At 74.3% G+C, this 24,410-nt stretch carries 19 protein-coding genes and 2 pseudogenes; 15 read left to right on the top strand and 6 right to left on the bottom strand.

All coding sequences use genetic code 11. The annotated features are described in order from the left end of the window. Positions 1-104: 104 nt before the first annotated feature. A pseudogene (locus ACIO5D_RS37430) lies at positions 105-443 on the top strand (hypothetical protein); the annotation flags it as partial. 207 nt (positions 444-650) lie between these two features. On the opposite strand, the gene ACIO5D_RS37425 reads toward ACIO5D_RS37430, so the two are convergent. Next, on the bottom strand, positions 651-1,592 hold the full coding sequence (locus tag ACIO5D_RS37425; protein WP_400800728.1) for a GlxA family transcriptional regulator: 942 nt from the start codon (positions 1,590-1,592) through the stop codon (positions 651-653). 71 nt (positions 1,593-1,663) lie between these two features. Here ACIO5D_RS37425 and ACIO5D_RS37420 point away from each other — a divergent pair, with 71 nt between their 5' ends. After that, positions 1,664-2,296 carry an HD domain-containing protein gene (locus ACIO5D_RS37420; protein WP_363608214.1) on the top strand — a complete coding sequence of 211 codons (633 nt, stop codon included), beginning with the start codon at positions 1,664-1,666 and terminating at the stop codon, positions 2,294-2,296. Here the strand turns inward: ACIO5D_RS37420 and ACIO5D_RS37415 are convergent. Next, complete coding sequence (locus ACIO5D_RS37415; protein ID WP_400800725.1) at positions 2,203-3,057, bottom strand: MFS transporter; 855 nt, start codon at positions 3,055-3,057, stop codon at positions 2,203-2,205. The genes ACIO5D_RS37420 and ACIO5D_RS37415 overlap by 94 nt on opposite strands. 252 nt (positions 3,058-3,309) lie before the next feature. On the opposite strand from ACIO5D_RS37415, the gene ACIO5D_RS37410 reads away from it, so the two are divergent. Continuing rightward, positions 3,310-3,684 (top strand): hypothetical protein, encoded by a 375-nt coding sequence (locus ACIO5D_RS37410; RefSeq protein WP_400652657.1) that lies wholly within the window; start codon positions 3,310-3,312, stop codon positions 3,682-3,684. Between the two features lie 147 nt (positions 3,685-3,831). On the opposite strand, the gene ACIO5D_RS37405 is transcribed toward ACIO5D_RS37410, so the two are convergent. Beyond that, the gene (locus tag ACIO5D_RS37405; RefSeq protein ID WP_400800722.1) at positions 3,832-4,251 is read right to left on the bottom strand and encodes a GNAT family N-acetyltransferase; all 420 of its coding nucleotides are present in this window, start codon (positions 4,249-4,251) and stop codon (positions 3,832-3,834) included. A gap of 65 nt (positions 4,252-4,316) precedes the next feature. Here ACIO5D_RS37405 and ACIO5D_RS37400 point away from each other — a divergent pair, with 65 nt between their 5' ends. The 12 genes and pseudogenes from ACIO5D_RS37400 (at position 4,317) to ACIO5D_RS37345 (ending at position 19,224) form a co-directional block, all read left to right on the top strand. After that, positions 4,317-4,670 carry an ArsR/SmtB family transcription factor gene (locus ACIO5D_RS37400; RefSeq protein WP_400800720.1) on the top strand — a complete coding sequence of 118 codons (354 nt, stop codon included), beginning with the start codon at positions 4,317-4,319 and terminating at the stop codon, positions 4,668-4,670. Between the two features lie 494 nt (positions 4,671-5,164). Continuing rightward, positions 5,165-6,511 carry a beta-ketoacyl synthase N-terminal-like domain-containing protein gene (locus tag ACIO5D_RS37395; protein ID WP_400800717.1) on the top strand — a complete coding sequence of 449 codons (1,347 nt, stop codon included), beginning with the start codon at positions 5,165-5,167 and terminating at the stop codon, positions 6,509-6,511. 51 nt (positions 6,512-6,562) lie between these two features. Next, positions 6,563-6,790, top strand: a pseudogene (locus ACIO5D_RS37390) (alpha/beta hydrolase); the annotation flags it as partial. Between the two features lie 26 nt (positions 6,791-6,816). Then, on the top strand, positions 6,817-6,960 hold the full coding sequence (locus ACIO5D_RS37385; protein WP_363608325.1) for a hypothetical protein: 144 nt from the start codon (positions 6,817-6,819) through the stop codon (positions 6,958-6,960). 28 nt (positions 6,961-6,988) lie between these two features. After that, entirely contained in the window at positions 6,989-8,038 is a 1,050-nt protein-coding gene (locus ACIO5D_RS37380; RefSeq protein WP_400800715.1) for a ketoacyl-ACP synthase III family protein, read from the top strand. 210 nt (positions 8,039-8,248) lie between these two features. Continuing rightward, positions 8,249-10,138 carry a hypothetical protein gene (locus ACIO5D_RS37375; protein ID WP_400800712.1) on the top strand — a complete coding sequence of 630 codons (1,890 nt, stop codon included), beginning with the start codon at positions 8,249-8,251 and terminating at the stop codon, positions 10,136-10,138. Beyond that, a complete protein-coding gene (locus ACIO5D_RS37370; protein WP_400800709.1) occupies positions 10,131-11,903 on the top strand; it encodes a SagB family peptide dehydrogenase in 1,773 nt (590 codons plus the stop codon). Before ACIO5D_RS37375 ends, ACIO5D_RS37370 begins: the two co-directional genes overlap by 8 nt. A gap of 159 nt (positions 11,904-12,062) precedes the next feature. Then, positions 12,063-12,245 carry a hypothetical protein gene (locus ACIO5D_RS37365; RefSeq protein WP_363608231.1) on the top strand — a complete coding sequence of 61 codons (183 nt, stop codon included), beginning with the start codon at positions 12,063-12,065 and terminating at the stop codon, positions 12,243-12,245. Positions 12,246-12,335: 90 nt separating this feature from the next. Next, entirely contained in the window at positions 12,336-14,396 is a 2,061-nt protein-coding gene (locus tag ACIO5D_RS37360; protein ID WP_400800706.1) for a TOMM precursor leader peptide-binding protein, read from the top strand. A gap of 13 nt (positions 14,397-14,409) precedes the next feature. Beyond that, positions 14,410-17,055, top strand: a complete 2,646-nt coding sequence (locus ACIO5D_RS37355) for a lantibiotic dehydratase (protein ID WP_400800703.1) — start codon at positions 14,410-14,412, stop codon at positions 17,053-17,055. After that, entirely contained in the window at positions 17,042-18,058 is a 1,017-nt protein-coding gene (locus ACIO5D_RS37350) for a lantibiotic dehydratase C-terminal domain-containing protein (RefSeq protein WP_400652684.1), read from the top strand. Before ACIO5D_RS37355 ends, ACIO5D_RS37350 begins: the two co-directional genes overlap by 14 nt. Then, positions 18,055-19,224, top strand: a complete 1,170-nt coding sequence (locus tag ACIO5D_RS37345; protein WP_363608239.1) for a thiopeptide maturation pyridine synthase — start codon at positions 18,055-18,057, stop codon at positions 19,222-19,224. The genes ACIO5D_RS37350 and ACIO5D_RS37345 overlap by 4 nt, the downstream gene beginning before the upstream one ends. Positions 19,225-19,240: 16 nt before the next feature. Here the strand turns inward: ACIO5D_RS37345 and ACIO5D_RS37340 are convergent, their stop codons facing one another. The 3 genes from ACIO5D_RS37340 to ACIO5D_RS37330 all read right to left on the bottom strand — a co-directional run bounded on the left by ACIO5D_RS37340 (position 19,241) and on the right by ACIO5D_RS37330 (position 24,202). Continuing rightward, entirely contained in the window at positions 19,241-22,039 is a 2,799-nt protein-coding gene (locus tag ACIO5D_RS37340) for an AAA family ATPase (protein WP_400800700.1), read from the bottom strand. A gap of 161 nt (positions 22,040-22,200) precedes the next feature. Then, positions 22,201-23,136 carry an RNA polymerase sigma factor gene (locus ACIO5D_RS37335; RefSeq protein WP_400800697.1) on the bottom strand — a complete coding sequence of 312 codons (936 nt, stop codon included), beginning with the start codon at positions 23,134-23,136 and terminating at the stop codon, positions 22,201-22,203. 571 nt (positions 23,137-23,707) lie between these two features. Continuing rightward, on the bottom strand, positions 23,708-24,202 hold the full coding sequence (locus tag ACIO5D_RS37330) for an LPXTG cell wall anchor domain-containing protein (RefSeq protein WP_400800694.1): 495 nt from the start codon (positions 24,200-24,202) through the stop codon (positions 23,708-23,710). Positions 24,203-24,410: the final 208 nt, after the last annotated feature.

Here is a 24,410-nt window from a genome sequence, read left to right as displayed (position 1 = left end):
GGCAGAACGGCGCAGGCCGGCCTGCGCGGGGTGCGGGTCGGGCCGGCGACCAGCAAGGCCCGCACGGCCGTCCCCGAACACGGCCCTGCGGTGCGCCATCAGCCATGCCTTCCGCGGTCGAGGACCCCCACATGCTAGGAGCCTCGATGAAACGCGGTGCTACCGCAGGCCGGTTACTGACCGCGGCAACCACCCTGACCGTGCTGGCCGGCACCATCGCCGCCACTGTGGGCCCAGCCATCGCCGCGCCCACCCCCGCGCCGCCCAGCGCCCTGGCCGCCGCCGGCCTGGACGCCCTCGCCAAGGGCCCGGACGAGACGTACGAGCGCACGAACGTCACCCCCTGGGTCGGCGGCCTCTACTCCGTCGCCTACGAGCGCAGCTACAAGGGCCTGCCCGTCGTCGGCGGCGACGCCGTCGTGCTCGCCGACTCCCAGGGCAAGGTCCGCGGCCTCCAGTCCGCCGCCTCCGGCCGCATCGGCGGCGCCACCACCGCCCGGATCAGCGCCCAGAACGCCGAGAAGACCGCGCGCACCAAGCTCGCCGTCGTCGACTCCGTCGACTCCCGCCGCCCCGTCGTGCGCGTCAAGGACGGCGACAGCGGCCGCCTCGCCTGGGAGACCGTACTCGGCGGCGCGGACGCGGCGGCGTCAGGCGCGGAACGTGGTGCGGTAGTCCGTCGGGGAGGTGCCGACGTGGCGGTGGAAGGCCGCCCGGAAGGCGGCGGGGCTGCCCAGGCCGCTGAGCCGGGCGACCTGTTCGACGGGGGCCGCGGTCGTCTCCAGGAGCTCGCGGGCCCAGTCGATGCGGGCGGCGGTCAGCCAGGCCATCGGCGAAGTGTCCGTCTCCTGCTGGAAGCGCCGGATGAAGGTCCGCCGGGACATGTGCGCGCGGCGGGCCAGTTCGTCCACGCTGTGGCGGTGCGCGAGGTTGTCGAGCATCCAGGCCCGGACCGGGGCGAGTTCCTCCCCGCGGTCGGCGGGCCGGAAGCGTTCGATGAACTGCGCCTGGTCACCGGGCCGTTGGGGCGGGGCGACGAGTGCCCGGGCGCGGTTGTTGGCGGCCGCGGCGCCGTGGTCGCGCCGGATGATGTGCAGGCACAGGTCGATGCCGGCGGTGACTCCCGCCGAGGTGAGGATGCCGCCGTCGTCGACGAAGAGCCGGTTCGGACGTACGTCGATCCGGGGGTACCAGCGCTGCAGGGCGGCGGCGTCCCGCCAGTGGGTCGTCGCGGGGCGCCCGTCCAACAGCCCGGCGGCGGCCAGCGCGAACGCCCCGGTGCAGATCGACACCAGCCGTGCGCCTCGGGCGTGCGCGGAGCGGATCGCCGACAGCGCGGCGGCGGGCGGCGCGGCCTGCGGGTCCTCGTAGCCGGGGACGACAACGGTGTCCGCGTCCCGCAGAGCTTCCAGCCCGGCCGGTGCGGTGACGGTGAACCCGCCGCTGCGGACCGGCCCGGCCGCCGGGTCCGCGCAGACGGTGACCCGGTAGTGCGGGTCCGTGCCGAAGGTCTGCACCGGGATGCCCAGGTCGAGCGGGAGCACCCCCGGAAGCGCCAGCACCGCGACCCGATGCTCCTCCACAGCCGACATGGCACGATCCTAGCGGTACCTGCCCCGCGTGCCACTGTCGCCGGCCGGCGGAGCATTCGTAGTCTGCGCCCATGGACTTCTCACTCGACCTGCCGTCCGGCCCCCTGGCCGAAGCCGTCCTCTCCACCGTGCGGGCCTCCGAGACCCCCTCGGTGGCCAATCACAGCGTGCGCAGCTTCCTCTTCGCCGAGCTCGTCGCCGCCCACGAGGGATGCCTGGAGGACGCCGCGTACGACCGCGACCTGCTGTTCGCCGCGACCGTGCTGCACGATCTGGGCGCGGGTGACCTGGCGCCGGGCGCGGCCCGCTTCGAGGTGGAGGGCGCGGACCTGGCGGCGGATCTGCTGCGGCGGCACGACGTTCCCGAGGCCGACGTCGACCGGGTGTGGGAGGCGATCGCCCTGCACACCTCGCCCGGTATCGCCGAGCGCCGCGGCCTGCTGTGCTACCTCACCCGCGAGGGCGTGGGCAGCGACTTCGGGCGCAACGCCGCGGTCGTCTCCCCGTGGGAGAAGCGGATCCACGCCGCCCATCCGCGCCTGTCGATGGTCCGCTCCCTCGTCGACGCGATCGTGGAACGGGCCGCCCGGTCGGACGCCGCGTCCCCCCGCTACTCCCTCGGCGGCGAACTGCTGCGGGAACGCCGGGCCGACGGCGTGACCGAGTTGGAGCGCGCCGCGGCCTCCTGCCCCTGGGGGGAATGACCCGGGGCGGGGTGCGCGGCCGGGCGTAGGCTGTCGGGGTGGAACCACCGCCCGCCAGCCCGTAGGCCGGCAGGCAGGCGGCGGTCACGCCGCTGCTCAGGCCCGCGTCGGCTTCGAGGACGGGGCGGACGTAGGTGTAGCTGGCGAAGTGGCCGAGCACGACGGCGGTGACGGCGATTCCCACGGCCACGCCGCGGTGGCGCAGCGCGGCGGCCGGCCCGCCCGGCCGTCCGTCCGCCTTCGGGCACCGGCGGTGCGGGCAGCACCGGCACGACGGCGGCACAGGCGGCGCCGAGGGCGGCGAGCGTCCAGAACGCGAAGCGCCAGTCGAGCAGCGCGGCCAGGAAGGTGCCCAGCGGGACGCCGAGCACGGAGGCGATGGAGACGCCGGAGAAGATCAGCGTCATGGCGAGGCCGATCCGCGGGCCTTCGGCCAGGCGCGGGCCGAGGCTCGTGACCAGGCCCCGGACGATGCCCATCGCCGCACCGAGCAGGATCCGGCCGACGGCGAGGACGGCGAAGTTCGGCGCCAGGGCGGACAGCGCGTTCGCCGGGCCGAGCAGCACCATGAAGGTCACCAGGACGGCCCTGCGCTCGCGCCGGGCGACCAGCCTCGGGGTGAACGGGGCGAGGGCGGCGGCGATCAGGCCGGTGAGGGAGAGTCCGGTGACCCCGCCGCTGACCCCGAGGCCGTGCGCCACCGCGGTGAGCAGACCGACCGGCATCATCTCGGAGGACACCACGGTGAAGATGGCGAACACGACGGCGAGGACCGGCGACCAGCGCTACGGGATGGCGGGCGGAGCGGCCGGTGGTGCGATGGTTCGCGGGTTCGTCATGCGATCAGCCCATCAGCCGGAGGAAGGGCCGAACACGATCGATGGGCTCATCGATCGTGAGGCGCGCCGCCCCGCCGGTCGCGTGTCACCCGTCGCCGGGAGCCGGGTACCGTGACCTCCGAGGCCGGCTGCGGCAGCGGCAGCGGCACCGATCGACGGAGAGGCGGAGAACGGATGACCCTGGAGGAGGGCCGCCGCGTCAGGCTGGCCGAGGACCTCGGGATCGGTGAGGCCCTCGCCGGGGAACCCGGGGCCGTCATCGGGTTCCTCGCGCTGGGAGCCGGGATGGAAGGCACCGTCGAGCGGGTGAACGGGGAACTCCCCCAGAGCCAGGAGGTCCGCGAGTACCAGCGACTCAAGGCGCTCTTCGAGGACTACGGGCACACCATGCCGGAGGCGAGCCGCGAGCGGCTGGAGGCGGAGATCGCCGAACTGGAGCCGCAGTGGGCCGCGTACCGGGGGCGGGGCGGGCGCGTGACGGTCCGGGTCCGGTGGGACAACGGCCTCGTCCTCGACCAACTGCACGAGGACGTCCTCTCCGTGCTGTGACGGGGCGCGGTCGGCCGTCGCCCGCGACACGGGGGATCAGAGGTCGGGCTCGGTCCGGGCCCGGCTCTTCCCGTTGTGGAAGTAGGCCGCCGCGTCGCGGACGCCCGCGGTGCGGAAGGGGCGGCCGTGGTCGTCGACGCGGGGGTGTCAGACCAGGCGGTGCATGCCGACCGAGTGCGGGGCGGTCCGGGTGAAGCCGTAGTGGGCGTAGAGGCGGTGGGCGTCGCCGTCGGCGATCAGGGAGACGTAGGCACCGGCGGGGGCGCGGTGTTCGAGTTCGGCGGTCAGGTGGGCCATGATGCGCCGGCCCAGGCCACGGCCCTGGTGGGCGGGCAGGACGCAGACATCGACGATCTGGAACACCGCGCCGCCGTCGCCGACGATGCGGCCCATGCCGACGGTCTGCTGCCCGAGGTGCGCGGTCACACCGTGCCAGGTGTGGGGCAGTCCGGCGGCGACCGCCCCGGCGGGGCGGTCGCTCATGCCGGCGGCGGTGCGCAGGTGACGGAAGGTGTCGACGCTCGGCACGCCCACCCTCAGCCCGTAAGGGTCGGTATTAATGTTCACTCGTTACAGGGTAGTGCGTGCCGGGGCCAGGGTCGCAGGCGGGACGGTCGCGGTACGGTGGGACCATGATCTACCGCCACCCCGAACGGGACCAGATCCGGATCGAGGACGTCCTGTCCGCACTCGGCAGCCCCGTACGACTGGCCGCCGTACGGGTCCTGGACAGCGGCGGGGAACACAACTGCGGCAGCGTGCTCACCACCATCGGGGTCACCGCCAAGTCGACGATGACGCACCACTGGCGGGTACTGCGCGACAGCGGCGTCATCCGGCAGCAGCCCTCGGGCCGGGAGAACCTGCTGCGGCTGCGCCGCGAGGACCTGGACGCCCGCTACCCCGGACTGCTGGACGCCGTCCTGGCCGGCGCCCGCGACGACGAGACGCTCGAACCGGCCGCCCCCTCCCCTGCCGCGGACTGAACCCGGCCGGCCGTCAGCCGCTCTCCGGCTGCGCCATCACGCCCGTCGCGGAGCGGTCCAGCAGACGGCAGCGGTACGGGCAGCGGCCACGGCAGGCATCGAGGGCGGTCTCCGGACTTCCAGAAGGAACGGGACGTCAAAGCTCCGGCAATCGCACAGCTTCGGGAAAACGCCCGAGCCGGGTTCACGCCATTCCAAAAACGCTGGACCCTGCGCCGGAAACCCGCGACCGACCATCCGTCAATGACACCGTTGACCGACTGGACAGATCCGCCGCGAAGGCGATCGCCGATCGCGACGTCCCTGCCCGCCTCCGGCCGCCCGCTCGGCAAGGCTCCGCACCACCGGTCGCGACATTCCGTGTTCCGTGTTCAAGCCCCCTCGCCAGGCCCCCTCGCCAGGCCCCCTCGCCAGGCCTCCCCGCCACCGCCCCCGAGCCGGATCGGCCCTGCGGAGTAATCTGAAACTGGTCGGCGTGGAGGAGGCGAACTGCCATGCGCGAACTGTCCGAGCACATCACGACGCCATCCAACGGAGCGGACACCCCTGTCGCGGTTATCGGGGCAGCATGCCGGTTCCCCGGAGGAGCCACGGATCCCGCCTCGTTCCGGAGACTCCTCGCGGACGGCACCGCCACGATCGGCCCGGTGCCGGAAAGCCGCTGGACCCAACGGCAATTAGCGGGGCTCGACCCGGACATCGCGGAGCGTCTGCGCTGGGGGTGCTTCCTCGATTCCGGCATCGGCGGCTTCGACCCCGGACTCTTCGGCATCAGCCCGGACGAAGCACCCTGGCTGGATCCCAACCACCGGCTCTCTCTGGGGGTCGTCTGGGAGGCGTGCGAGCCTACGGGAATTCCGGTGTCCTCGCTCGGCGGGGCCCGTACGGGCGTTTTCGCCGACGTTTTCTCCCGCGACTACACGCTGTGGGCCCGGCGTCCCGCGGGCCGCACGAGCGCCTGTTTCGGCTTTTCCAGCCACGGCACGCTGGTGTCTTTCCTGTTGGATCTGCACGGTCCGGGCATCGCCGTGGACACGGCCTGTTCGTCCAGCCTCGTCGCCATTCACCTGGCGTCCCAGAGCCTCCAGCGGGACGAGTCGGACCTCGCCCTCTGCGGAGGTGTGCAGCTGATCCTCGCGCCCGGGCCGGGGGTCTCCTACGCCCGGTGGGGGATGCTCTCCCCCACCGGGCAGAGCCTGCCGTTCGACGCGGAGGCCAACGGGTTCGTCCGTGGTGAGGGGGGCGGAGTCGTCGTCCCGAAACGCCTGGCGAACGCCCACCGTGACGGGGGCCGGGTCCTGGCCGTCATCCGGGGAACGGCGGTGAACCAGGACGGGCGCTCCGCAAGGCTGACCGCTCCCTCGCAGGCCGCGCAGGAGGCCGTCTTCCGGCGGGCTCTCGACCGGGCGGCCGTCGAGGCGTCGCGCATCGACATGGTCGAGGCCCACGGACCGGGGGCTCCGGTCGGCGATCCCATCGGGTTCGCCTCGACGGCGGCGGTGTACGGCCAGGGTCCGAGTCCGTGCGCGCTCGGCTCGGCCAAGGGGGACATCGGGCACACCGAGGCCGTCTCCGGTGCCGCCGGACCGCTGAAGACGGTCCTCGCGCTGCACCACGGCGTGATTCCCCCCTCGGTGGGCTTCCGGCAGCAGAGCCGGGACCTCGCGACGGACGGCACCCGGCTGTCGAGCATCGGTCCGGACTCCCTCATGGCGCTCGCCCTGCGGAACAGGCTCGAACAGAGCCTGGGGATGAAGATCCCACGCACCGTGATCCGGACCTCGCCCTCGATCTCCGCGCTGGTGGAGAACATCCTCATGAACATCGAGCCGACGGTGTGAACCGTGCGTACCGGGATCAGCCCCGCAGGCCCCGGACCAGGGGCGGGCGGGATGAGAGCCTCCTCCGTCGACCTCCCCGCCGGCCGGTTCCGCTACCGCCACTGGACCGGTGCCCGGCCGGACCACCCGCCCGCCGTCCTCCTCCACGGTGCCAGCCGCTCGTCCCTCACCTGGACCCGCACGGCGCGGGACCTCTCCCGCCGGGGCGAGGTCTTCGCCCCGGACCTGCGCGGCCACGGGGAGAGCGTCAAGCCCGCGGACGGGCACTACGGTCTGCGGACCGTCGCCGATGCCACCGCCTGGGCATGCACCTGGCCCGGCTCGAACTCGCGATCCTGCTCCGGGAGCTGTTCACCCAGCTGCCCGGAATCCGCTCCACCGCGCCTCCCCGGTCCTTCCAGCTGGGCGGTGCCCTGTCGGTCTCCGAACTCCCCTGCGACATCGCATAACTGGCCTATGAAACCGGGTGAATGAACCATGAAGTGGAACGAACTGACGATCACGGGCCTGGGCGTCTTCATGCCGCCGGCCACCCCGCTCTCCGAGGCCGTCGAGACGGGCCGCTACGACCCCCGTGACAACCGGCTGAACCAGCTCGTGGCAACCCGGATCTCCGCCGCCGAGTCCGCACCGGACATGGCCGTGTCCGCCGGGCGCCTCGCGCTCGGCCGGTCCGGGCACGAACCCGGCGAGATCTCACTGGTCCTGCACGCCAGCCTCTACCACCAGGGACAGGACTTCTGGACACCTGCCTCCTACATCCAGCACCACACGGTCAGCGGGGGCGGCCCCGCGGTGCACATCCAGCAGGGGTCCAACGGAGGACTCGCGGCATGGGAGCTGGCAGCGTGCTTCATGGCGGCGGACAGCAGCCGGAGCGCGGCCCTGGTGACCACGGCGGACCGCTACTGCGAACCGGGATTCGACCGGTGGAACAGCGACATCGGAGTCGTCTACGCGGACGGCGCGACAGCGACGGTGCTCTCCCGGCGGGCCGGCTTCGCACAGATCTGCTCCATGGTCTCGACCTCGGACCCGGAGCTGGAGGAGATGTGCCGGGACACGACCGGCTTCACCGATCGCCCCCACCAGGACGACAGACCTCTCGACCTGCGAACGCGCAAGCAGCGCTACGTCCAGAAGGCGGGCTACGGGTGGATAGCCGAGCGCCTCGTCTCCGGAACCGAACGGAACATCCGGCAGGCGCTGGACGAGGCGGACACCGACCTGCGGTCGATCCGCCGGGTGGTGCTTCCGAACCTGGGCAGGGGGACACTCGAATGGGAGTTCCTGGAACCGATGGAGATCGGGCCCGAACGCACCCTCTGGGACTGGGGACGGCACGTGTCACACCTGGGCGCGGGAGACCAGGCCGCCGGCCTCGCCCACCTGGCCGAGACCGGGCAGCTGCGCCCTGGGGATCACGTGCTGCTGGTCGGCGTGGGGATCGGGTTCAGCTGGACGAGCGTGGTGGTCCGGATCGACTCTCCCCCCGTCTGGCCCGAGCAGTCCGCGGCCGCCCCTTGAGTACGCCCGCGCGGCACCTCCGGGCCCTCGCCCCGCCCGGGCCGGGCCGCTCGGATCGGCCGACGGGTAGGGCGGGAAACGGCTTCGGTGGGTCCGGTGGGTCATGGGGCGTCCTGGGGACGGTCCTGCGGTCGATCCTGTGGTGGGACCGTCAAGACCGGTACGGGTCCGGCCGTGATACTCGGGTGATCACCGATCCGAGGGCTGGCGATGCGACCGAAACTGAAGTCCGACGTGCTCTATGTGCCCACCAGCGACGGCGTGCACGTGTTCGGCGCGGGAGCCGACATCGCGCTGAACGGCCGGTCCGCCTACCAGTGGCTGGACCGCCTCGCACCGCATCTCAACGGTTCGACCGAGCTCGACGACCTGGTCCGCGGCCTTCCGGAGGAGAAGCGGGGCGTCGTCGACACGCTGGTGCGGCGGCTGCACGAGGCCGGCTGCCTGGTGGACGCCGCCGAGGACCTCCCGCACGGCCTGACCGCACGGGAGCTGGAGACGTACGCGGCCGAGATCGCCTTCGTCGAGTACCACCGGGACTCCGCCGCCCGGCGGTTCGAGTCGTACCGCGACAGCGCGGTGGTGGTGCTGGGCGCGGGCCCGGCGTTCGTCGCGCTGGTCTGCTCCGCGCTGCACTCGGGGGTCCGCCGGCTCCGCGCCGTGCGGACCCCGGAGACCGCGACCGACACCGCCCGGCTGGCCGAACTGGCCGCCGAGGCACGGCAGCGCGACCCGGGCCAGACCCTGACCCAGGTCGAGCTGTCCGACGCGGAGCTGGCCGGGCTGGCCGGTGCGGACGTGGTACTGCACGTGGCCTCGGCCCACGGGGTGGAGCGCGCCCTGCGGCTGGACCGGCTGTGCCGGGCCTCGGGCACCCTGCTGGTGCAGGGCGTGGTGCTCGACGACGTCGCCTGGCTGGGGCCGGCCGGTCCGGCCTGGGAGTCGGCCTGGCTGCGGCTGGGCGCCCACGGCCCCTACCGGGAGGGCGAGTTCCTCACCGGTCCCGCCGCCGCCGTCGTGGCGGGCCACCTGGGGCTGGCGGCGCTCCGTGCCGTGACGGGTGTCGCCGCCGCCGAGGACGGCAGGCTGACCAGGATCGACCTGGAGACCCTGCGGACCTCCACCCACGCGTTCCTCCCGCATCCGGCGACCCGGCCGGCCCAGCCGGAGAGCGAGGCGGCGTTCACCGAGCGGATCGACCGGCTGAGGAAGGCCGGACCGATCGACGAGCAGGAGTTCTCCGCCCGGGCGGCCCGCTGCTTCGACCCGCACGTCGGCGTCCTGCGCCGGCTGGACGAGCGGGACTTCACCCAGCTGCCGCTGCACGTGACCGAGGCCGTGCCGCACACCGCCGGTGCGGCCCGGGTGTTCGGCGCGGGCCTGGACTTCGCCGAGGCGCGGCGGTGTGCCGCGCTGCGCGGCCTCGCGCGGTACGCGGCGGTCTCGGCCGACCCCCGCAGGTTCGGCCCCGGCGCCACGGTCCGGGGCTGGGACGTCACCGGCCAACGGGCGAGGGCGGTGCCCGCGGCCGAGGCGTTCGTCCGGGGAACGGGGCTGGCGGCACAACTGAGCTGGGACGACGCCGTGACCGACGGCATCGCGCAGCACTGCGCCGCCCTCGCCACCGCCGATGTCCTTCTCGGCCGGGCGCGGCCGCTCGCCCTGGACCTGGCCGGAGCGGCGCCGGATGCCAGGGCGCGGCGGTACCTGGGCCTGCTGCGGTCGGCGGGGGGCTCGGCCGCCGTCGCCGACATCGGCGGCGCCCTCGGGATCGCGGTGCTCGCGTGGTGGCAGGAGGGGCGGCCGGTCGCGGTGACGTGCGGTCCGGGAGCGGTGGCCGAGGGGCTGGAACGGGTGCTGCTGGAACGCCAGGCCGCCCTGACCGGCGAGCGCGCCTACGCCCCGGCCCTCGTCCCGGGGCTGGGCCCGGCGCCTGATCCGACGCCCGGCGCCGATTGGCCCGACCTGCCGGAACTCCTTCACATGGCAGATGCATTGACTGGGCGTCACCTTCGCCCGGTGGCAGTGCCGCTGGACCACGATCCCGCCGTCCACGAGGTCCTGCCCGCCGTGCTCCGGGTGGTGCTGACCGATGGGTGAGGCCACGTGGACGGGTGAGACCGTACCCGCCCCGGACCTGGTCGGCTCGGCCGGTCTCCGGTTCTGGTGGCGCACCTTCGAAGCGGTCCAGGAGCTGTTCGCGGAGGGGCACGGGCAGGAGGGCGACGAGGACGACCCGCTGCCGGCCAAGGTCTTCCGCGGCCTGCCGCGCCACGTGCTGAGCGAACCGGCCCGCCGGATCGGTGACGCGCGGTGGTCCTTCCCCGGGTTCCTGCGGGCGCACGCCGGGGGCGCGCCCCGCCTCACCGCGCTGGACGAGCCAGACCTGTCGGCGCTGCTGCAGCACGCCTACGGGCTGGTGCGGATGGAGCTGGGCCCGCACGCGGCCTGGCCGTACCACCGGGCGGTGGCGTCCGCGCGGTGCTTCCACCCGGTGGAGCTGTATCTGTGGCTGGCCCGTCCGGCCGGCGCGCTGCCGGCCGGCTGCTACCACTACGACCCGGCGCACCACGCGTTGACCGGGCTCAGGCCCGGTGGCCTCCCGACGGAGCTGCGGGCCGCCACCGGCGCGGGAGGCGAGGACACGCTCGCCCTGGTGGTGGCCGCGGTGTGCTTCCGCAAGTCGGCCTTCCGCTACCGCGATTACGCCTACCGGCTGTGCGCGCAGGAGGTCGGCATGACGGTCGGGAACGTGCTGCTGGTCGGCGGTGCGCTGGGTCTGCGCGCACGTGTGCACCACCGGTTCGACGATGCCGTCGTCAACCGGGCGCTCGGCCTGGACGGGGTGGAGGAGACCGCCTTCGCGGTACTCGACCTGGGCCCCGCGCGACCGGCCGCGACCGGGGCGACGCCCCTGGACGGCGAGCCCACCGAACCCGCCGAGCCCCGGACGCCGCTGACACTGGCACCGCTGCCACCGATCCGGCCGTCGCACCTCCGCACCAACACCGTTGATCCGGCCGCCTGGTCGGGCCTGGCCGAACTGGACCGGGCCGGCCGGCTGACCGGCGCCGGCGCCGGCCTGGCCGCGCCGGTGGAGCCGGCCGCCTTCCACCTCCCGGCCGACCGCCCCCGTTCCGCGCGCCCGATCCCGGCCTCGGGCGAGGAACCGCCCGCCGGGGGCGTCGAGTTGGCGCGGGCCCTGCGGGCGCGTGACTCGGGCGGGCGGATGTTCCTGCCCGATGGCGCCGCCCTGCCCGCCCACGAGCTGGCCGGCCTGCTCCGGTACGCGCTGGAGCCGGTGGCCTCCGACCACACCGAGGCGGCCTGCCGGCCGCTGGTGGACTGCCATGTGCTGGTGCTCAACGTCGACGGCGTGCCCGCCGGCCTCTACCGGCTGGACGCCGAGCCCTCGTTGGAGCCGGATCCCTCGTCGGAGCCGGAGCCCTGGCGGGACCCGGGGCTCCGACCGGACGCGGGTCCCCGGCCGGTCGCCGCGCCCGAGCTGGTCCCGCTGCCGGGTCGCGCGTGGCACGGCGTGGTGTCCATGCTCTGCGACCGGACCCCCGCCGTGAACACGGCGAAGGCCAACGCGGTGGTGTTCCTGAGCGTCGACCGGGTCCAGGGAGACCGCTGGTTCGGCGATCGCGGGTACCGGATCCTGCACCACGAGGGCGGCATCGTCGCGCAGCGGATCAGCGTGCTCGCGGCCGCCGCCGGTCTCTCCGCCCGCATCACCAACGGCTACCACGACGGTGCCGTCCGCGCGCTGATCGGCGCCGGTCCCGCGCAGGTGCCCGTCTTCACCCTCGTCCTGGGCCGCCGTCGCGCCACCGCACAGTACGAACCGCCGCTGACCTGGTGATCTCGCGGACCGAAACCCCCGGCCCGCGAGATCCTACGGCCCGGTCTTCGGTCCGACCGTCAAGACCGGGGGCCGCCCGCCGACACAGGATTCGGGGCGGGTGGACCGGATCCGGTCCACCCGTCACAACACCCGACAACCGGGAGAAAGGGGACACCGATGGAGACGAACCTGGTCCTGGACCTCGCTGACCTCAGCGTGGACGAGCTCGACATCCTGCCGACCTCGCCGGGCGCGAGCCTGGAGTCGATCAACGTCGGCCACGCCATGGTCGAGATCGGCGCGTCCAACTGCACCTCGACCGGCACGCCCGCGAGCTGCTGCTCCTGTTGCTGCTGCTGACCTGACCGCATGACCGTGCCTGGCGGGCAGCCAGTCCGCCGGGCACGGGCGTGTGTCACCACCCCCGGCGAGAGAGGAAGAGGCGAGACGATGATCCACGCCGCCCCGGGCACGACCCACCCGACCGGTGTCGCCGTGCTGGGCACGGGCCTGCTCGCCGCCGCGATCCGCGCCACCGTCCACCGCACACACCGGCGGGTCGCGGACACGGACGCCGACTGCGCCGCGATCGTCACCGCGGACGACGGCTGGACCACCGGCACGGCCCCGCACCGGTCCGACGCCGCCTGGCTGCCGGTCCGGGTCGAGTTGGGCAACGTCGTCATCGGCCCGTACGTCACGCCGGGCCGGCCCGGCTGCGCGCGGTGCGCCCGGACCCGGCGGGAGCGTGCGCTCGGCCCGGACAGCCCCCGGGCCGCGCTGGTCCACCGGTTCGGCGACCGGCTGGCCGACCGCACCACGCCCTTGCTGTCGGCCTGGGCCCGCGACGCCGTCGGCGGACTCGTGGCGGCGGAGCTCGTGGCACACACCGAACACTCCGAACACGCCAGACGCGCCGGCCTCGCCGCGCCGCCGCGCCGCCGCACCACCGACGGCATCCTGGTGCTCTCGCTCACCAGCCTGGCGGTCGACGCCCACCCGTTCCTCCCCGATCCCTCCTGCTCCCAGTGCGGCGGGCTGCCCCCGGACGAACCGCCCGTCCTGATGGGGGCGCCGCGGCCGAAGCTCGGCCGGGACACCTACCGGGTCCGCGACCTCGGGGCCGACTGGGACGGGCTGGTGAGGACCTACGTGGACGGCCGCACCGGAGTGGTCCGCCAGCTCGACGTGCGCACCGACTACCGCTACCCGATGGTGTCCGCGCCGCTGCACCTGCCGGGCGGCGAACAGGAGGCCGGGTTCGGCCGGGATCTCGACTACGCCGGCTGCGAGCGCACCGCGCTGGCCGAGGCGCTGGAGCGGCTCGGCGGTGCCCGGCCGGGTGGCCGGCGCACGGTGGTCCGGGCCGGCTACAGCAGCGTGGCCGAGCAGGCGCTCTGCCCGACCGAGCTGGGCCTGTACCCGCCGGAACGGTACGCGGAGCCGGACTTCCCCTATCCCCCGTTCGATCCGGACCAGGAGCTGAACTGGGTCTGGGGGTACTCGTTCGCCCGCGACGCGCCCGTGCTGGTGCCCGAGGACTACGCCTACTACCGCACCCGGCACGGCAATCCGCTCGCCCGGCCGCTCGCCTACGAGGTGTCCAACGGCTGCGCCCTGGGCGGCTGTCTGGAGGAGGCCGCGCTGCACGGGGTGGTGGAGCTGGCGGAGCGGGACGCCTTCCTGCTCACCTGGTACGCCCGGCTGCCGGTGCCCCGGGTGGACCTGGCCACGGTGACCGAGCCGCGGGTGGCGATCCTGGCCGAGCGGATCAGGCAGGACAGCGGTCACCGGGTGGTGGCCTTCGCCACCACCCCGGAGCACGGCATCCCGACCGCCTGGGTGATGGCGGTGCACCCCGGGCCCTGCCCTGAACCGGCCGCGATCTGCGCGGCCGGTGCGCACTTCGATCCCGAACGGGCCCTCCTCAACGGGCTGTTGGAGCTGGCGGCGAACCTGGGGTGGAACCGGTCCGCCTACCGCGCCGAGTCGGCCAGGATCGCGGCGATGGTCGCCGATCCGGACCTGGTGCGGGAGATGCGCGACCACGCCCTGCTGTACTGCCACCCTGCCGCGTTCGACCGCTTCGGCTTCCTGTTCGGCGGCGATCCGGAAAACCCGGGCGACCCCGGTGACTTCAGCAACTCCGGCGACGGCAGGAGCACCGGTACGGGCTCGGGCGCCGCCCTCCCGGTGGCCGAGGCGTTCGCGCGGGCCACCTGCCGGCCCCGCGGCGAGGACCTGCGCACCGACCTGGCCGAGGTGGTCGCGCGGTTCACCCGCCGCGGCCAGGACGTCGTCGTGGTGGACCAGACCACGGACGAGCACCGGGCCGGCGGCCTGGCCTGCGCCAAGGTGATCGTCCCCGGACTGCTGCCGATGACGTTCGGCCACCGCATGCGCCGCACCACCGGCCTGCCCCGGCTGCGCCACCTCCCCGCCGAACTCGGCTACCGAGCCGGGCCGTTGGCGCCGGAGCAGGTCAACCCCCACCCGCATCCGTTCCCGTGACCGGAGTCGACTCATGCCCCAGGACTTCTCCACCCCGGACACCTTCGGCATCCGGCTCGGCGGGCTGCCGGTGTCGATGCTGGACGACATGCGCTCACCGGAACTGTGGCAACGGGTCGAGGCGGTGCTCCGCGCCGACCGTGAGCTGACCACCGCCGAGGCCGCGCTCTCGGACGCGCTGTTCGAGGTGATCGGACACCGGCCGGACGGCCGGCCCCTGCTGGTCGCGCTCCGCCGGTCGGTCCACAACCGCCGGCCGCCGACGCCCCGGTGCTGGAACGACGACGTCCGCGCGCTGCTGCCGCCCGCCCTGACCGACGGGGTGCGGTCCTGGCTCGCCCTGGTGGCGACGTACCAGAGCGACCTGACCCGACTGGACGAACTGGTCGAGCACCACACGAAGGCCCCGTACGCGCTGCTGCGGAAGGCGGCCGGCGATCCCGCCTTCCAGCACGGGCTGGTCCTGAGCAGCCCGGTGCTCCACGACCGGCTGCGCACCTGGCTGGCCCAGCCGGAGGAGACCGCCCCGGACCGCCGGCTGGCCCTGCGGCTGGCCAAGTACCTCGCCCGGATCACCACCAAGACCAGCCCGTTCAGCACCTTCACCGTCAGCGGCCTCGGCACCTGGCAGGACCGGGCCCCCGCGGCTGCGGCCCTCGCGACTCCGGCGCCCGCCGGCTTCACGGTGCGCAGCGTCACGGAGATCAACGTCTGGGTGGTCCAGCAGCTGGTCCGGCGGCTGAGCGGGCATCCGGTCCTCGCGGCCCGCCTCCGGCTGCGGCTCAACCCGAGCGCGCTGCTGGTCGGCGACCGCTGGGAGTTCCTCGGCGCGGGCTCCGAGGAGCCGCTGCGCGCCCTGCCGGCGACCGCTGCCGTCCGGGCCTGCCTGGACGCGGTGGGCGAGGAGGGCCGCGCCCGCGCCGACGCCGCCGAGCGGTTGGCGGCCCGGACCGGCAGCACGCCGGCCGCCGCCGACGCCTACCTCGGCCGGCTGGTGGAGCTCGGGCTCCTGGAGGCCGAACGCCCCTTCGCCGACCAGGCCCTGGATCCGCTCGCCGAACTGCGCTCCTGGGTGGACGGCGCCGGGCCGGACCTCGCCGGGATCGGCGGCGAGCTGGCCCGGCTGGCCGAGCACCTGGACGGCTACCCGGCGGCCGCGGACCCGGAGGACCGGCTGCGGCGCACCCGGGGAGTCGAGGCCGCCCTGCGGCGGATCAGTCTGCTGGCCGGACCGGAGCGGATCGAGCTGCCCGCCAAGAACAGCGTCATCGAGAACGCCCTGCTGGTCGCACCGCCGCCCGGGCCGGACCGGCACGCCTGGGAGCCGGTGCTGCGCGATCTGGACGTGGTGCGGCGCTGCTACGCCGTCCTGGACCCGGCCCTGCCCGGCCGGGTGGCGCTCGCCGAGGCGTTCGCCGAGCGGATCGGCCCCGGCGCCACCGTGCCCTTCCTCGTCTTCCACCGGGCGGTGCAGGAGTGGCTGCGCGAGGACGCCGGCCTGCCGGGCCTGCTCTCCATCGGCACGCACGGCTACCAGGCCCTGACCCACCACCGGCTCCCCCGGATCCGCGAACTGGCCCTGCTGCGGGCCCGGTTGTGCGCCGAGGCGGCGGACGGGCGGGCGGACGGACACGGTGTGCTGTGGCTGGACCCGGACCTGCTCTCCGCGCTGGCCGACCGGTGGCCGGTCTGGATGCGGCCGCCGGACTCGGTCGCCTTCTACGGCCAACCGATCAGCGGCGGAGGCGGCGGTGAACCCGGCGACGACGGGCCCCGGTTCGTGCTCAACGCCGTCAACTCCGGTCACGGCCGGGGCCGCGACCGGATCCGGCGGCTGCTCACCCAGGCCGGGATCACGGCCGAGGCGGCCACCGCGCCGCCACCCGACGGCGTGCTCGTCGCGGACACCTGCCGCCACTACGGCAGCAACGTCGGGCTGCGCACCTCGGCGCTGGCCGTGGAGATCGACTACCCCGAGGGGCCGAGCCTGCGCGGCACCGGCGACCGCCTTCCGCTCGCCGACCTCGTGGTGCGGCACGACCCGGCCCTGGGTCTGCTCACCCTCCGCTCGCGCGACCGCGACGCCGTGGTGCGCCCGGTCCACCCCAACCTCATCGCGGAGCTGTGGCTGCCGCCGGCGATCAGGCTGCTGATGCAGGCGTTCGGCGCCACGGCCAACCTGCTCATCCCGGGCCGCCGGATGTTCGGGGACACCTCGCTGGCCCGGGTCGACGGCATGCTGGCCGAACCCCGGGTGGTGATCGGCCGGACGACGGTCAGCCGCCGCCAGTGGGTCTTCCCGGCGGACGCGGTGCCGGCCCGGCTGAAGGGCGAGCGGGACCGGCCCTATCTGCTGCGGCTGGCCGCGTGGCTGCACGAGCACGGGATGCCGCAACGCTGCTTCGTCCGGGGCCTGGACCCGTCCTCGGTGGTCGGCGGCAGCGTGTGGCGGATCAAGTCCCGCAAGCCGCTGTACGTCGACTTCGCGAACCTGCTGCTGGTCGGCGTCTTCGAGCGGATGCTGGCCGACCGGGGGCATGTGCTGTTCCTCCAGGAGGCCCTGCCCGACCCGGCCGACACCCCGGACTACGGGGACCACGGTTCCCGGGTGACCGAATACCTCGTCGAGATCAATGGAGGACACGATGCTGAGCGGTAGCGGCCGGCTGGACCCGGACACGGCGGAGGACTCCGACTGGGTGTGCGCGCACATCTTCTACGACACCGACCAGGACGCGCTGCTGGCCGGCTGCGTCCGGCCGCTGGTCGCGGCGCTGACGGCCGAGGGCCTGGTGCAGCGCTACTTCTTCCTGCGCTACTGGGAGGGCGGGCCGCACGTCCGGCTGCGGCTGCTTCCCTCGTTCCCCGCCGACCGGGCCGAGATCGAGCACCGGGCGGCCCGGCGGATCCGCGCGTTCCTGGCCGCCGCCCCGGCCGCGGACGTCGTGGACCGGACGCGCTTCGCCCAGGTGGCCGAGGGCCTGGCCGGCCTGGAGGGCCGCGCCGGCCATGACGAGGCGGTGCGGCCGAACAACTCCGTGGAGTTCCTGCCCTACCGGCGCGAGCACGGGGACTACGGCTACGGTCCGGCCGTCGCCGCCGTCGAGCGGCACTTCCTGGAGTCCAGCGAGCTGGCGCTGTCCGTGGTGGCGGCCGGTGCGTCGGTGGAGCAGCGCGCGCTGCTGGCGTTCGACCTGGTCGTCGGGGTGTTCGCGCTCTGCGACGAGGTGCGCGACCGCTGGGTGCGGCACGGCGGCCCGCCGCTGCCCTTCGGCAGCGGTCCGGAGGCGGCCGATGTCGAGCCGCGCTATCTGGCCCAGCGGGAGAAGCTCCAGCAGCGGGCGCAGCGCACCTGGCGGCTGGCCGCCCGGCCGGACGGCGGGGACCACCGCGCGTACTGGCTCGCGTCGGTGCGCCGGCTGCGGGAGGACCTGCACGCGCTGGAGGACGCGGGCGGCTTCACCTCCGAGTGGGCCGACTCGCCGCTGGCCGAGCCGCTCCATCTGGCCGCCACCGACCACCCGGCCACCAGCCTGGTGCTGCTGCGCTGCGCCCACCTGGTCAACAACCGGCTCGGGCTGACGCTGTGGCAGGAGAACCAGCTGCGGTTCCTGGTCGGCCGGGTCCTCGCGGAGCTGCCCGAGGCGCTGGCGGCCTCGTGAGCCGGCCGTCCGCCCGCTGGCACAGTCTCCACGTCCACCACCACGACGAGCGGACCGAGGCCGCGCTCGTCCTGGACGCCGTCCGGCCCGCGTTCGAGGCCGTGCGCCCGCTGGTCGACGGCGCCTGGTTCGGCCGGCACTGGCTGCGCGGGCCGCACCTGCGCCTCAACTTCCTGGTGTCCGGGGAGGACTGGGCCGCCCTGGTGCGACCGGCCGTGGCCGCGCAGATCGACGCCCATGTGCGGGCCCGTCCGTCCACGGCCCGGCTGGACGAGGCGGCGCTGGCCCCGGTGCACGAGCGGCTGGCGGAGCTGGAGATGGAGACCGGGCCGCTCCGCCCCTGGGTGGCGGACAACACCGTCGTCGAGCGGCCCTATGACCACCGGCTGCCGGTCCTGGGCTCGATGCGGGCCAGCGAGCTGCTGGCCGGGTTCCTCGGCGACACCAACGACCTGGCGTTCGGGATGTACGACCACCTCCGGTCCGGCGGGGCCCTGGCGCCGCTGGCGCTGGACCTGATGTGGGCCACCGTGTCGGTGGCCGCCGTCCCGTTCGACGAGGGAGGAGCGCCGATCGAGCGCGGTTTCCTCTCGCTGCGCTCACACGCCGACGCCTTCCTCTCCCGGACCCAGGACCCGGCCGGGTACCGGGCGGCGTTCGACGGGCGCTACCGGCGGCAGGCCGACGCGCTGGCCGAACGGCTGCGCGCGGTGGAGGCCGCGCTGGCCGGCGACGGGGGCGGCCCGCCGTTCGTCCTGGAGTGGGCGGAGGCGGTCCGCCGCTGCCAGCGGGCGGCGTACCCGCTGCTGGTGTCCGGCGAGGTGTCGCTGAGCGGGGCCGGGCGGGCGCCGCGGATGCCGACCCGGCAGGTCAGCGAGTTCCACCGGCTGCTGCAGAGCGACCACGGCCACGCGGACTTCCTGCGCACCGACCACTGGTTCGCCTCCTTCCGGCTGGTGGTGAACTACCTGTACGTCCACCTCAACCGCCTCGGGCTCGGGCCGGTGGACCGGGGGCTGCTCTGCCATCTGGCGGCGAACACCGTCGAGACGGTGCACGGGGTCTCCGCGGTCGGCAGCTTCCAGCGGTACGTGGTCGCCTCGCCCGCCACCGGCGTGCCCGAGTGGGCCGGCCTCGGCGAGCAGTGGGCGGACGGGCTGGGCTGAGCCGGCGCGGCGCCGCCTACCGGGGGTGTGCGTGCCCCGGCCGGGCGGCCGTCCCGGTGGCTGTCGCTCTGGCCGTCGCCGTGGCCGGCTCCGTCGCCGGGATCACCTCGGCGAGCTGCTGGCGCCCGGCGATGCCCAGCTTGCGGTAGGCACCGGACAGATGGAACTCGACGGTCCGCACCGTGACGTACAGCCGGTCGGCGATCGCCCGGTTGGTGTGGCCCGCCCGGGCCAGGCGGAGGATCTTCAGCTCCTGCGGGGTCAGCCGGCCCAGGAGCGGATCCACCGGCTCGTCCGCGTCCCCGGGGCAGACCGCCTGCCGGGCCGCCGTGATCCGCTGCACCAGCGGCCGCGCGGCGCAGGACCGGGCCGTGGACAGCGCCGCGGTGAACTCGGCGCGTGCCTCGTCCACCCGGCCGGCCGCACCGAGGACGGTGCCCAGGTCCAGCCGGGCGGACGCGAGTTCCAGCCGGGCCGGGGAGCCGGCCAGGGTGGCGACGGCGTTGGTGAGCAGACCGGTCCGCCGCGCGCCGGTCTCGGCCAGCGCGAGCGCGTGCTCGGCGGTGCCGATGGCGCGCGGGGTGCCCCAGCGGCGCGCGTCGTCCAGCTCGGCGGCGGCGAGCCGGGCGGCCTCGGGGAGTTCACCCGCCTCGACGAGCAGCCGCGCGGCGCGCGACCGCCAGGGCGCCACCGCCGGATTGCGCACGCCGCACTCGGTCAGCAGCCGGCCGGCGGCGAGATGGTCCTCCACCGCGCGCGGCAGATCACCGGTCTGCTCCCACAGCACGGCGCGCGCGGACAGCACCGCGGGGGTGTCCTGCCGCAGTGGCAGGTCGTGGTCGAGCCCGCAGTCGGCGAGCAGCGCACGGGCGGCGTCCGGCTCCCCCATCAGGGCCCGCGCCTCGACCAGCGCCGACACGGCGAGCACGGCCAGCAGCTGGGACGCGGACGCCGCCGCGCAGAGCAGCCCCGCCATCGGGGTCAGTGCCCCGGCCGCGCCGGCCAGGTCGCCGCGTGCCCGGCAGATCACGGCCCGCAGCAGCTCCGCCGCGACGTCCTCCCACCGCCCGGGCGGCGCCCCGTTGGCCAGGCGGGCCCGGCCGCAGTGCGTCCACGCCTCGGTCAGCTCGTCCGCCAGGACGAGCGCGCTACAGCCGTACCACAGGTACCTGGCCTGGCCGTCCGCGCGACCGGCCAGCGCCTGCCGGGCATGGCACACGGCCGCCGTCCGGTCCTCGCCGGCGTTGACGGCCTCGGCGGCCCGCAGCATGGACAACTCGCGGCATTTCTCTCCCGGCTGGGGAGCCTCGGCGACGAGGTCGTCGACCCGGTCGGCGCTCCGCGCCAGCCAGGAGGGGCCACCCGCGCAGATGAACGCCCGGTGCAGCCGCAGACGCCAGCTCTGTACCGGGGCCGCCCCGCCGAGCCGTTCCGCCGTGTCGTCGAGGACCGCCACGGCGTCCGCCGGCCGCCCGCACTCGGTCAGCAGACCGGCCAGGGCCACCGCGTAGTCGGTGGTGATCTCGGGCTCCTCGGCCTCCTGCCGGGCCGCGTCCAGCTGGCGGGCGGCGAGGTCCGGATCGACGAACGCGTCCAGCGTGGCGAGTTCACGCCGCACCGCCGACCGGACGCGCGGCCGCAGCCGCTCGCGCAGCACCCCGCGCAGGTGCTGGGCGGCGTCCTCGGGACGGCCCTCCCGGGCCAGTCGGCGCGCGGCGATCCTGAGCGGCCGCACCGTCCAGCCCAGCCCCAGCGGTCCTGCGGCGACCAGTTGCCGGGCGACGCCGGTCACCCCGTAGTGCCCGTCGCGCAGGATCTCGGCGGCCCTCAGGTGCAGGGCGGCCCGGCTGCCGACGGGGATGCCGCCGACGACCATCGTGGCCAGCAGCGGGTGGCGGAAGGCCGGCGGGGTGCGGTTGGCCAGCAGGCAGCGGCCGACCAGGACGTCCAGCCCCGCCAGCGCCTCCCCGACGGTCAGCCCCGCCAGTTCGGCGGCCAGCGCGATCTCCGCATCGACCCCGAGCACGGCGACGGCCCTGGCCAGGGCGAGCGCCGGCTCGTCCAGGCCGCCCAACCACCGTTCGGCGTCCGGGAGAAGCGTCGGACCAGTGGTGGCCCGGACCTCCTCCGCGGTGGGCGCGGCGCCGGTGTGGGCGGACAGCAGGGCCACCAGCAGACCGGGGTTTCCGCCCGTCAACTCGTGGCACACGGCGGCGGATTCCTCGTCGAGCTCGACACCGCAGCGGGCCGCGGCGAAGTCGGCGAGGGCGGCCGTGGGCAGCCCGGCGAGACGGATGTGCTCGGCGCCCGCCGCGAGTTCGGCCGTCAACGGGGGTTCGTGGCCGGAGCCGCAGTCACCCGCCGACAGCGCGATCACCAGCGGAGTGGGGAGCGCGGACTCGGACAGGGCCGACAGCCACCGCAGCGACCAGGGATCGGCGTGGGCCGCGTCGTCCAGACAGACCGCGATCGGTGTGCGCCGGGCCTGCGCCCGCACCAACCCGGCGAGTTCGCAGAGGAGTTCGTCTGATGGGGCCCGCTGTGCGGGCAGTGCGGCGGCGCTCGGCAGCAGGCCGCCGAGGAGACCTTCGACCGCCGCGAACGGCGTGTCCGGACTGTTGCGCGCCTTGGCGACGGCCACCTGGAAGCCGGCTTCGGCGGCCATGGTGGCGAGTTCCGCCAGGGCCGCCGACTTCCCGCTGCCCGGCTCGCCGTCAAGCAGTACGGTGGTCGGCCGACCGGTGCGCGCTCTCTCGACGACGGCCCTCAGCCGCGCCAGTTCGGATCCACGACCGGCCCCCGACAACGAGGTCATCCGCCCTCCCGCACCGCCCACCACGGCCTCGGCACCGCGCGGTCCGCCGACGGCCGGGCGCCGCGATGATCGGCACTCGAACGCGATAGAACGCGGTCACTCTATGACAAGGCCCGACAAATACTCATGACGCGATCATCACTCCCCATGTCATATGTACTTCAACCACCCGTCTCCGCAGGTGGCTTGTTCACGCACCCCGCACCCGGCACCCGGCCACCCGCCCCGGCCTCCGGAAGAACGGCCCGGCCCACCGCGCCGGAGGCCGTCCGGCGGGCGCACCCGCAGGTCCGGGCACACCGCGGCAGCGGGGCGGGCGACGCATGGAGCAGCCGCTCGACCGAGCGCACCTCGGTGAACGCGGCCATACAGGAAACGCATTCGCGCATGTGACGCTCCTGAAGCCGCGACGCCTGGACCCCGAGGCCGCCTCGGGCGTGGGTGCCGAACCTCTCGATGAACCTGCGGCAGGCCTCACCGCCGGCCCCCGCGTGCTGGCTGAGATAGGCACGGCGCAGCCCCTCCCGGGCGCGGTAGGCCAGCGCGGAGACCGCGGAGGGCGACAGCCCGAGCACGCCCGCGGCCTCGGTGGCGGCCGCACCCTCGACCGTCGTGTGCCACAGGACCTTTCGCCACCGCTCGGGCAGGGAGGCGAACGCCCGGGCCACGGTGGTGTTCTCGAAGTCGGCCAGCGCGCGGGCGCCGGCTTCCGGGACGGGTTCCCGCTCGAACTCGTCGATGTCCGCGACCGGACGGATCCGGTCGGCGGTCCGCCCCCACTCACCCGCCGTACGGCGCAGGGTGGCCAGGAGATAGCCGAGGAAGGAGGCCGACGGCCCGGACCCCGCCAGCACGGCGTGCAGGACACGGGCGAACGCCTCCGCCGTCAGGTCGGCGGCGGTGTCGTGGGAGCGCGAGAACCCGGCCGCGTAGCGCAGGACCGCGGCATGGTGGCGGCGGAAGAGTTCACCGTAGGCGTCCACCTCGCCCTGGCGGACGCTCTGGAGGATCTCCGCGTCCGAGAGCCGGCGAGAAGGCGTCAGGGCGGAGTCGTCCCGACGGGGCGCGGGTGTCCCCGGGGACAGCGGCGCGAGCATGAGGCCTCCAGAACGTGCGATGGGGTGTCCCCGAGGACGGTTCGCCGGCGGCGCGCCGAGAGCCGCCCGTTCCGGCCCGGGCCGGAACGGGACGGATACCGAAGTCTTCCGATGGAGCGATGAACCGACCTGACGCTCTTCCTGCAAACGCACAGTAAGCAGGCGCCGCCATGCGTGCTCGCCACCCGCTCCCCCGGCCCCCGAGCCGCCCGCCCGCACCGCAGGGAAGGCGCGCCAGGAGTCCGCCGATTCGGCGGATGGATTTCACACCAGAGCAGCACCACCGCGGGGTGCGGCGTCCACCCCCACCGGCCGGAGGCCGTCGGCCGGGAGCCCGGCAAGGGGAAACGGCGGAACACAAGACCTGATAGCCCAATAGTGCTACCTGCGGACAAATTCACGGGCTGTGACGTCAGGCCGCCGCAGGCCAAGCCCCCGGGCTTCCCGAAACAACCGGCCGGCAACACGCGGTGGCCCGGGAACCTCGATTCCCGGGCCACCGTCGAATGACTGGAATCACATCCCATCAGCGAGCAGTCAAACGATCACCTTTCGTCCGGTCGGCTTTCTTCTACTCGACACTGCCCGTCCGGCGCCTACGGACGCCGACCCGGAGGAGCAGCAGCGTTCCAAGACCCAGCAGCGCCGCACCCGCGAACAGATAGGCACCGACCTGGGCACCGGTGTGCGGCAGATCACCCGGAGCACCGCCCTCGCCGCCCGGAGCGGGCACCGGAGGCTTCGGGCCGTGCTCGGGCGTGTGTCCAGGCATGTGCGGAGCCCCGGACCCGGGCTGCTCATCACACTTGTGCTCGCAGGGAGGGGGGCACTTGGCAATCGCGGAGGACGGCGCAGTCGTGGTCGGAGCCGTCCCCGGAGGGGAGTTCGGCGGAACGAACGACGCCGTCACCGTGTTGGTGGTGTCCCCCGTGATGGTGCTGGAGCAGTAGAAGCTCTTGCTCTGACCAGCTGCCAGGTCGAACGTCCCGGCAGCGACGATGCAGGAGACCTCCTGCTGGTCGTTGAGCGTGATGCCGGTGATGTCAACGCCGTCGGTGTTGGTCACCGTGATCCGCCAATAGGCGGTGCACTTGTCACGGTCGCAGACCTCGTGCCTCTTGTCGGCACACTTGTCCTGGTCGCACGACGTGTCGCCACCGCCCCGCTGGAGGATTGCCTCCTTACTGATCGTTTCAAAATGAGTTCAGCTCAGGGGCTTGGCAGTTGATGTGTTCGGGCGGCAGAGTGCTCCACGTGTCGGATGATCTTGTGCC

Origin of the sequence: Kitasatospora sp. NPDC087315, from assembly GCF_044744345.1 — a bacterium.
GTDB lineage: Bacteria > Actinomycetota > Actinomycetes > Streptomycetales > Streptomycetaceae > Kitasatospora.
Note: the sequence above shows the minus strand (reverse complement) of the source record. Positions and strands in the feature narration are given on the sequence as shown.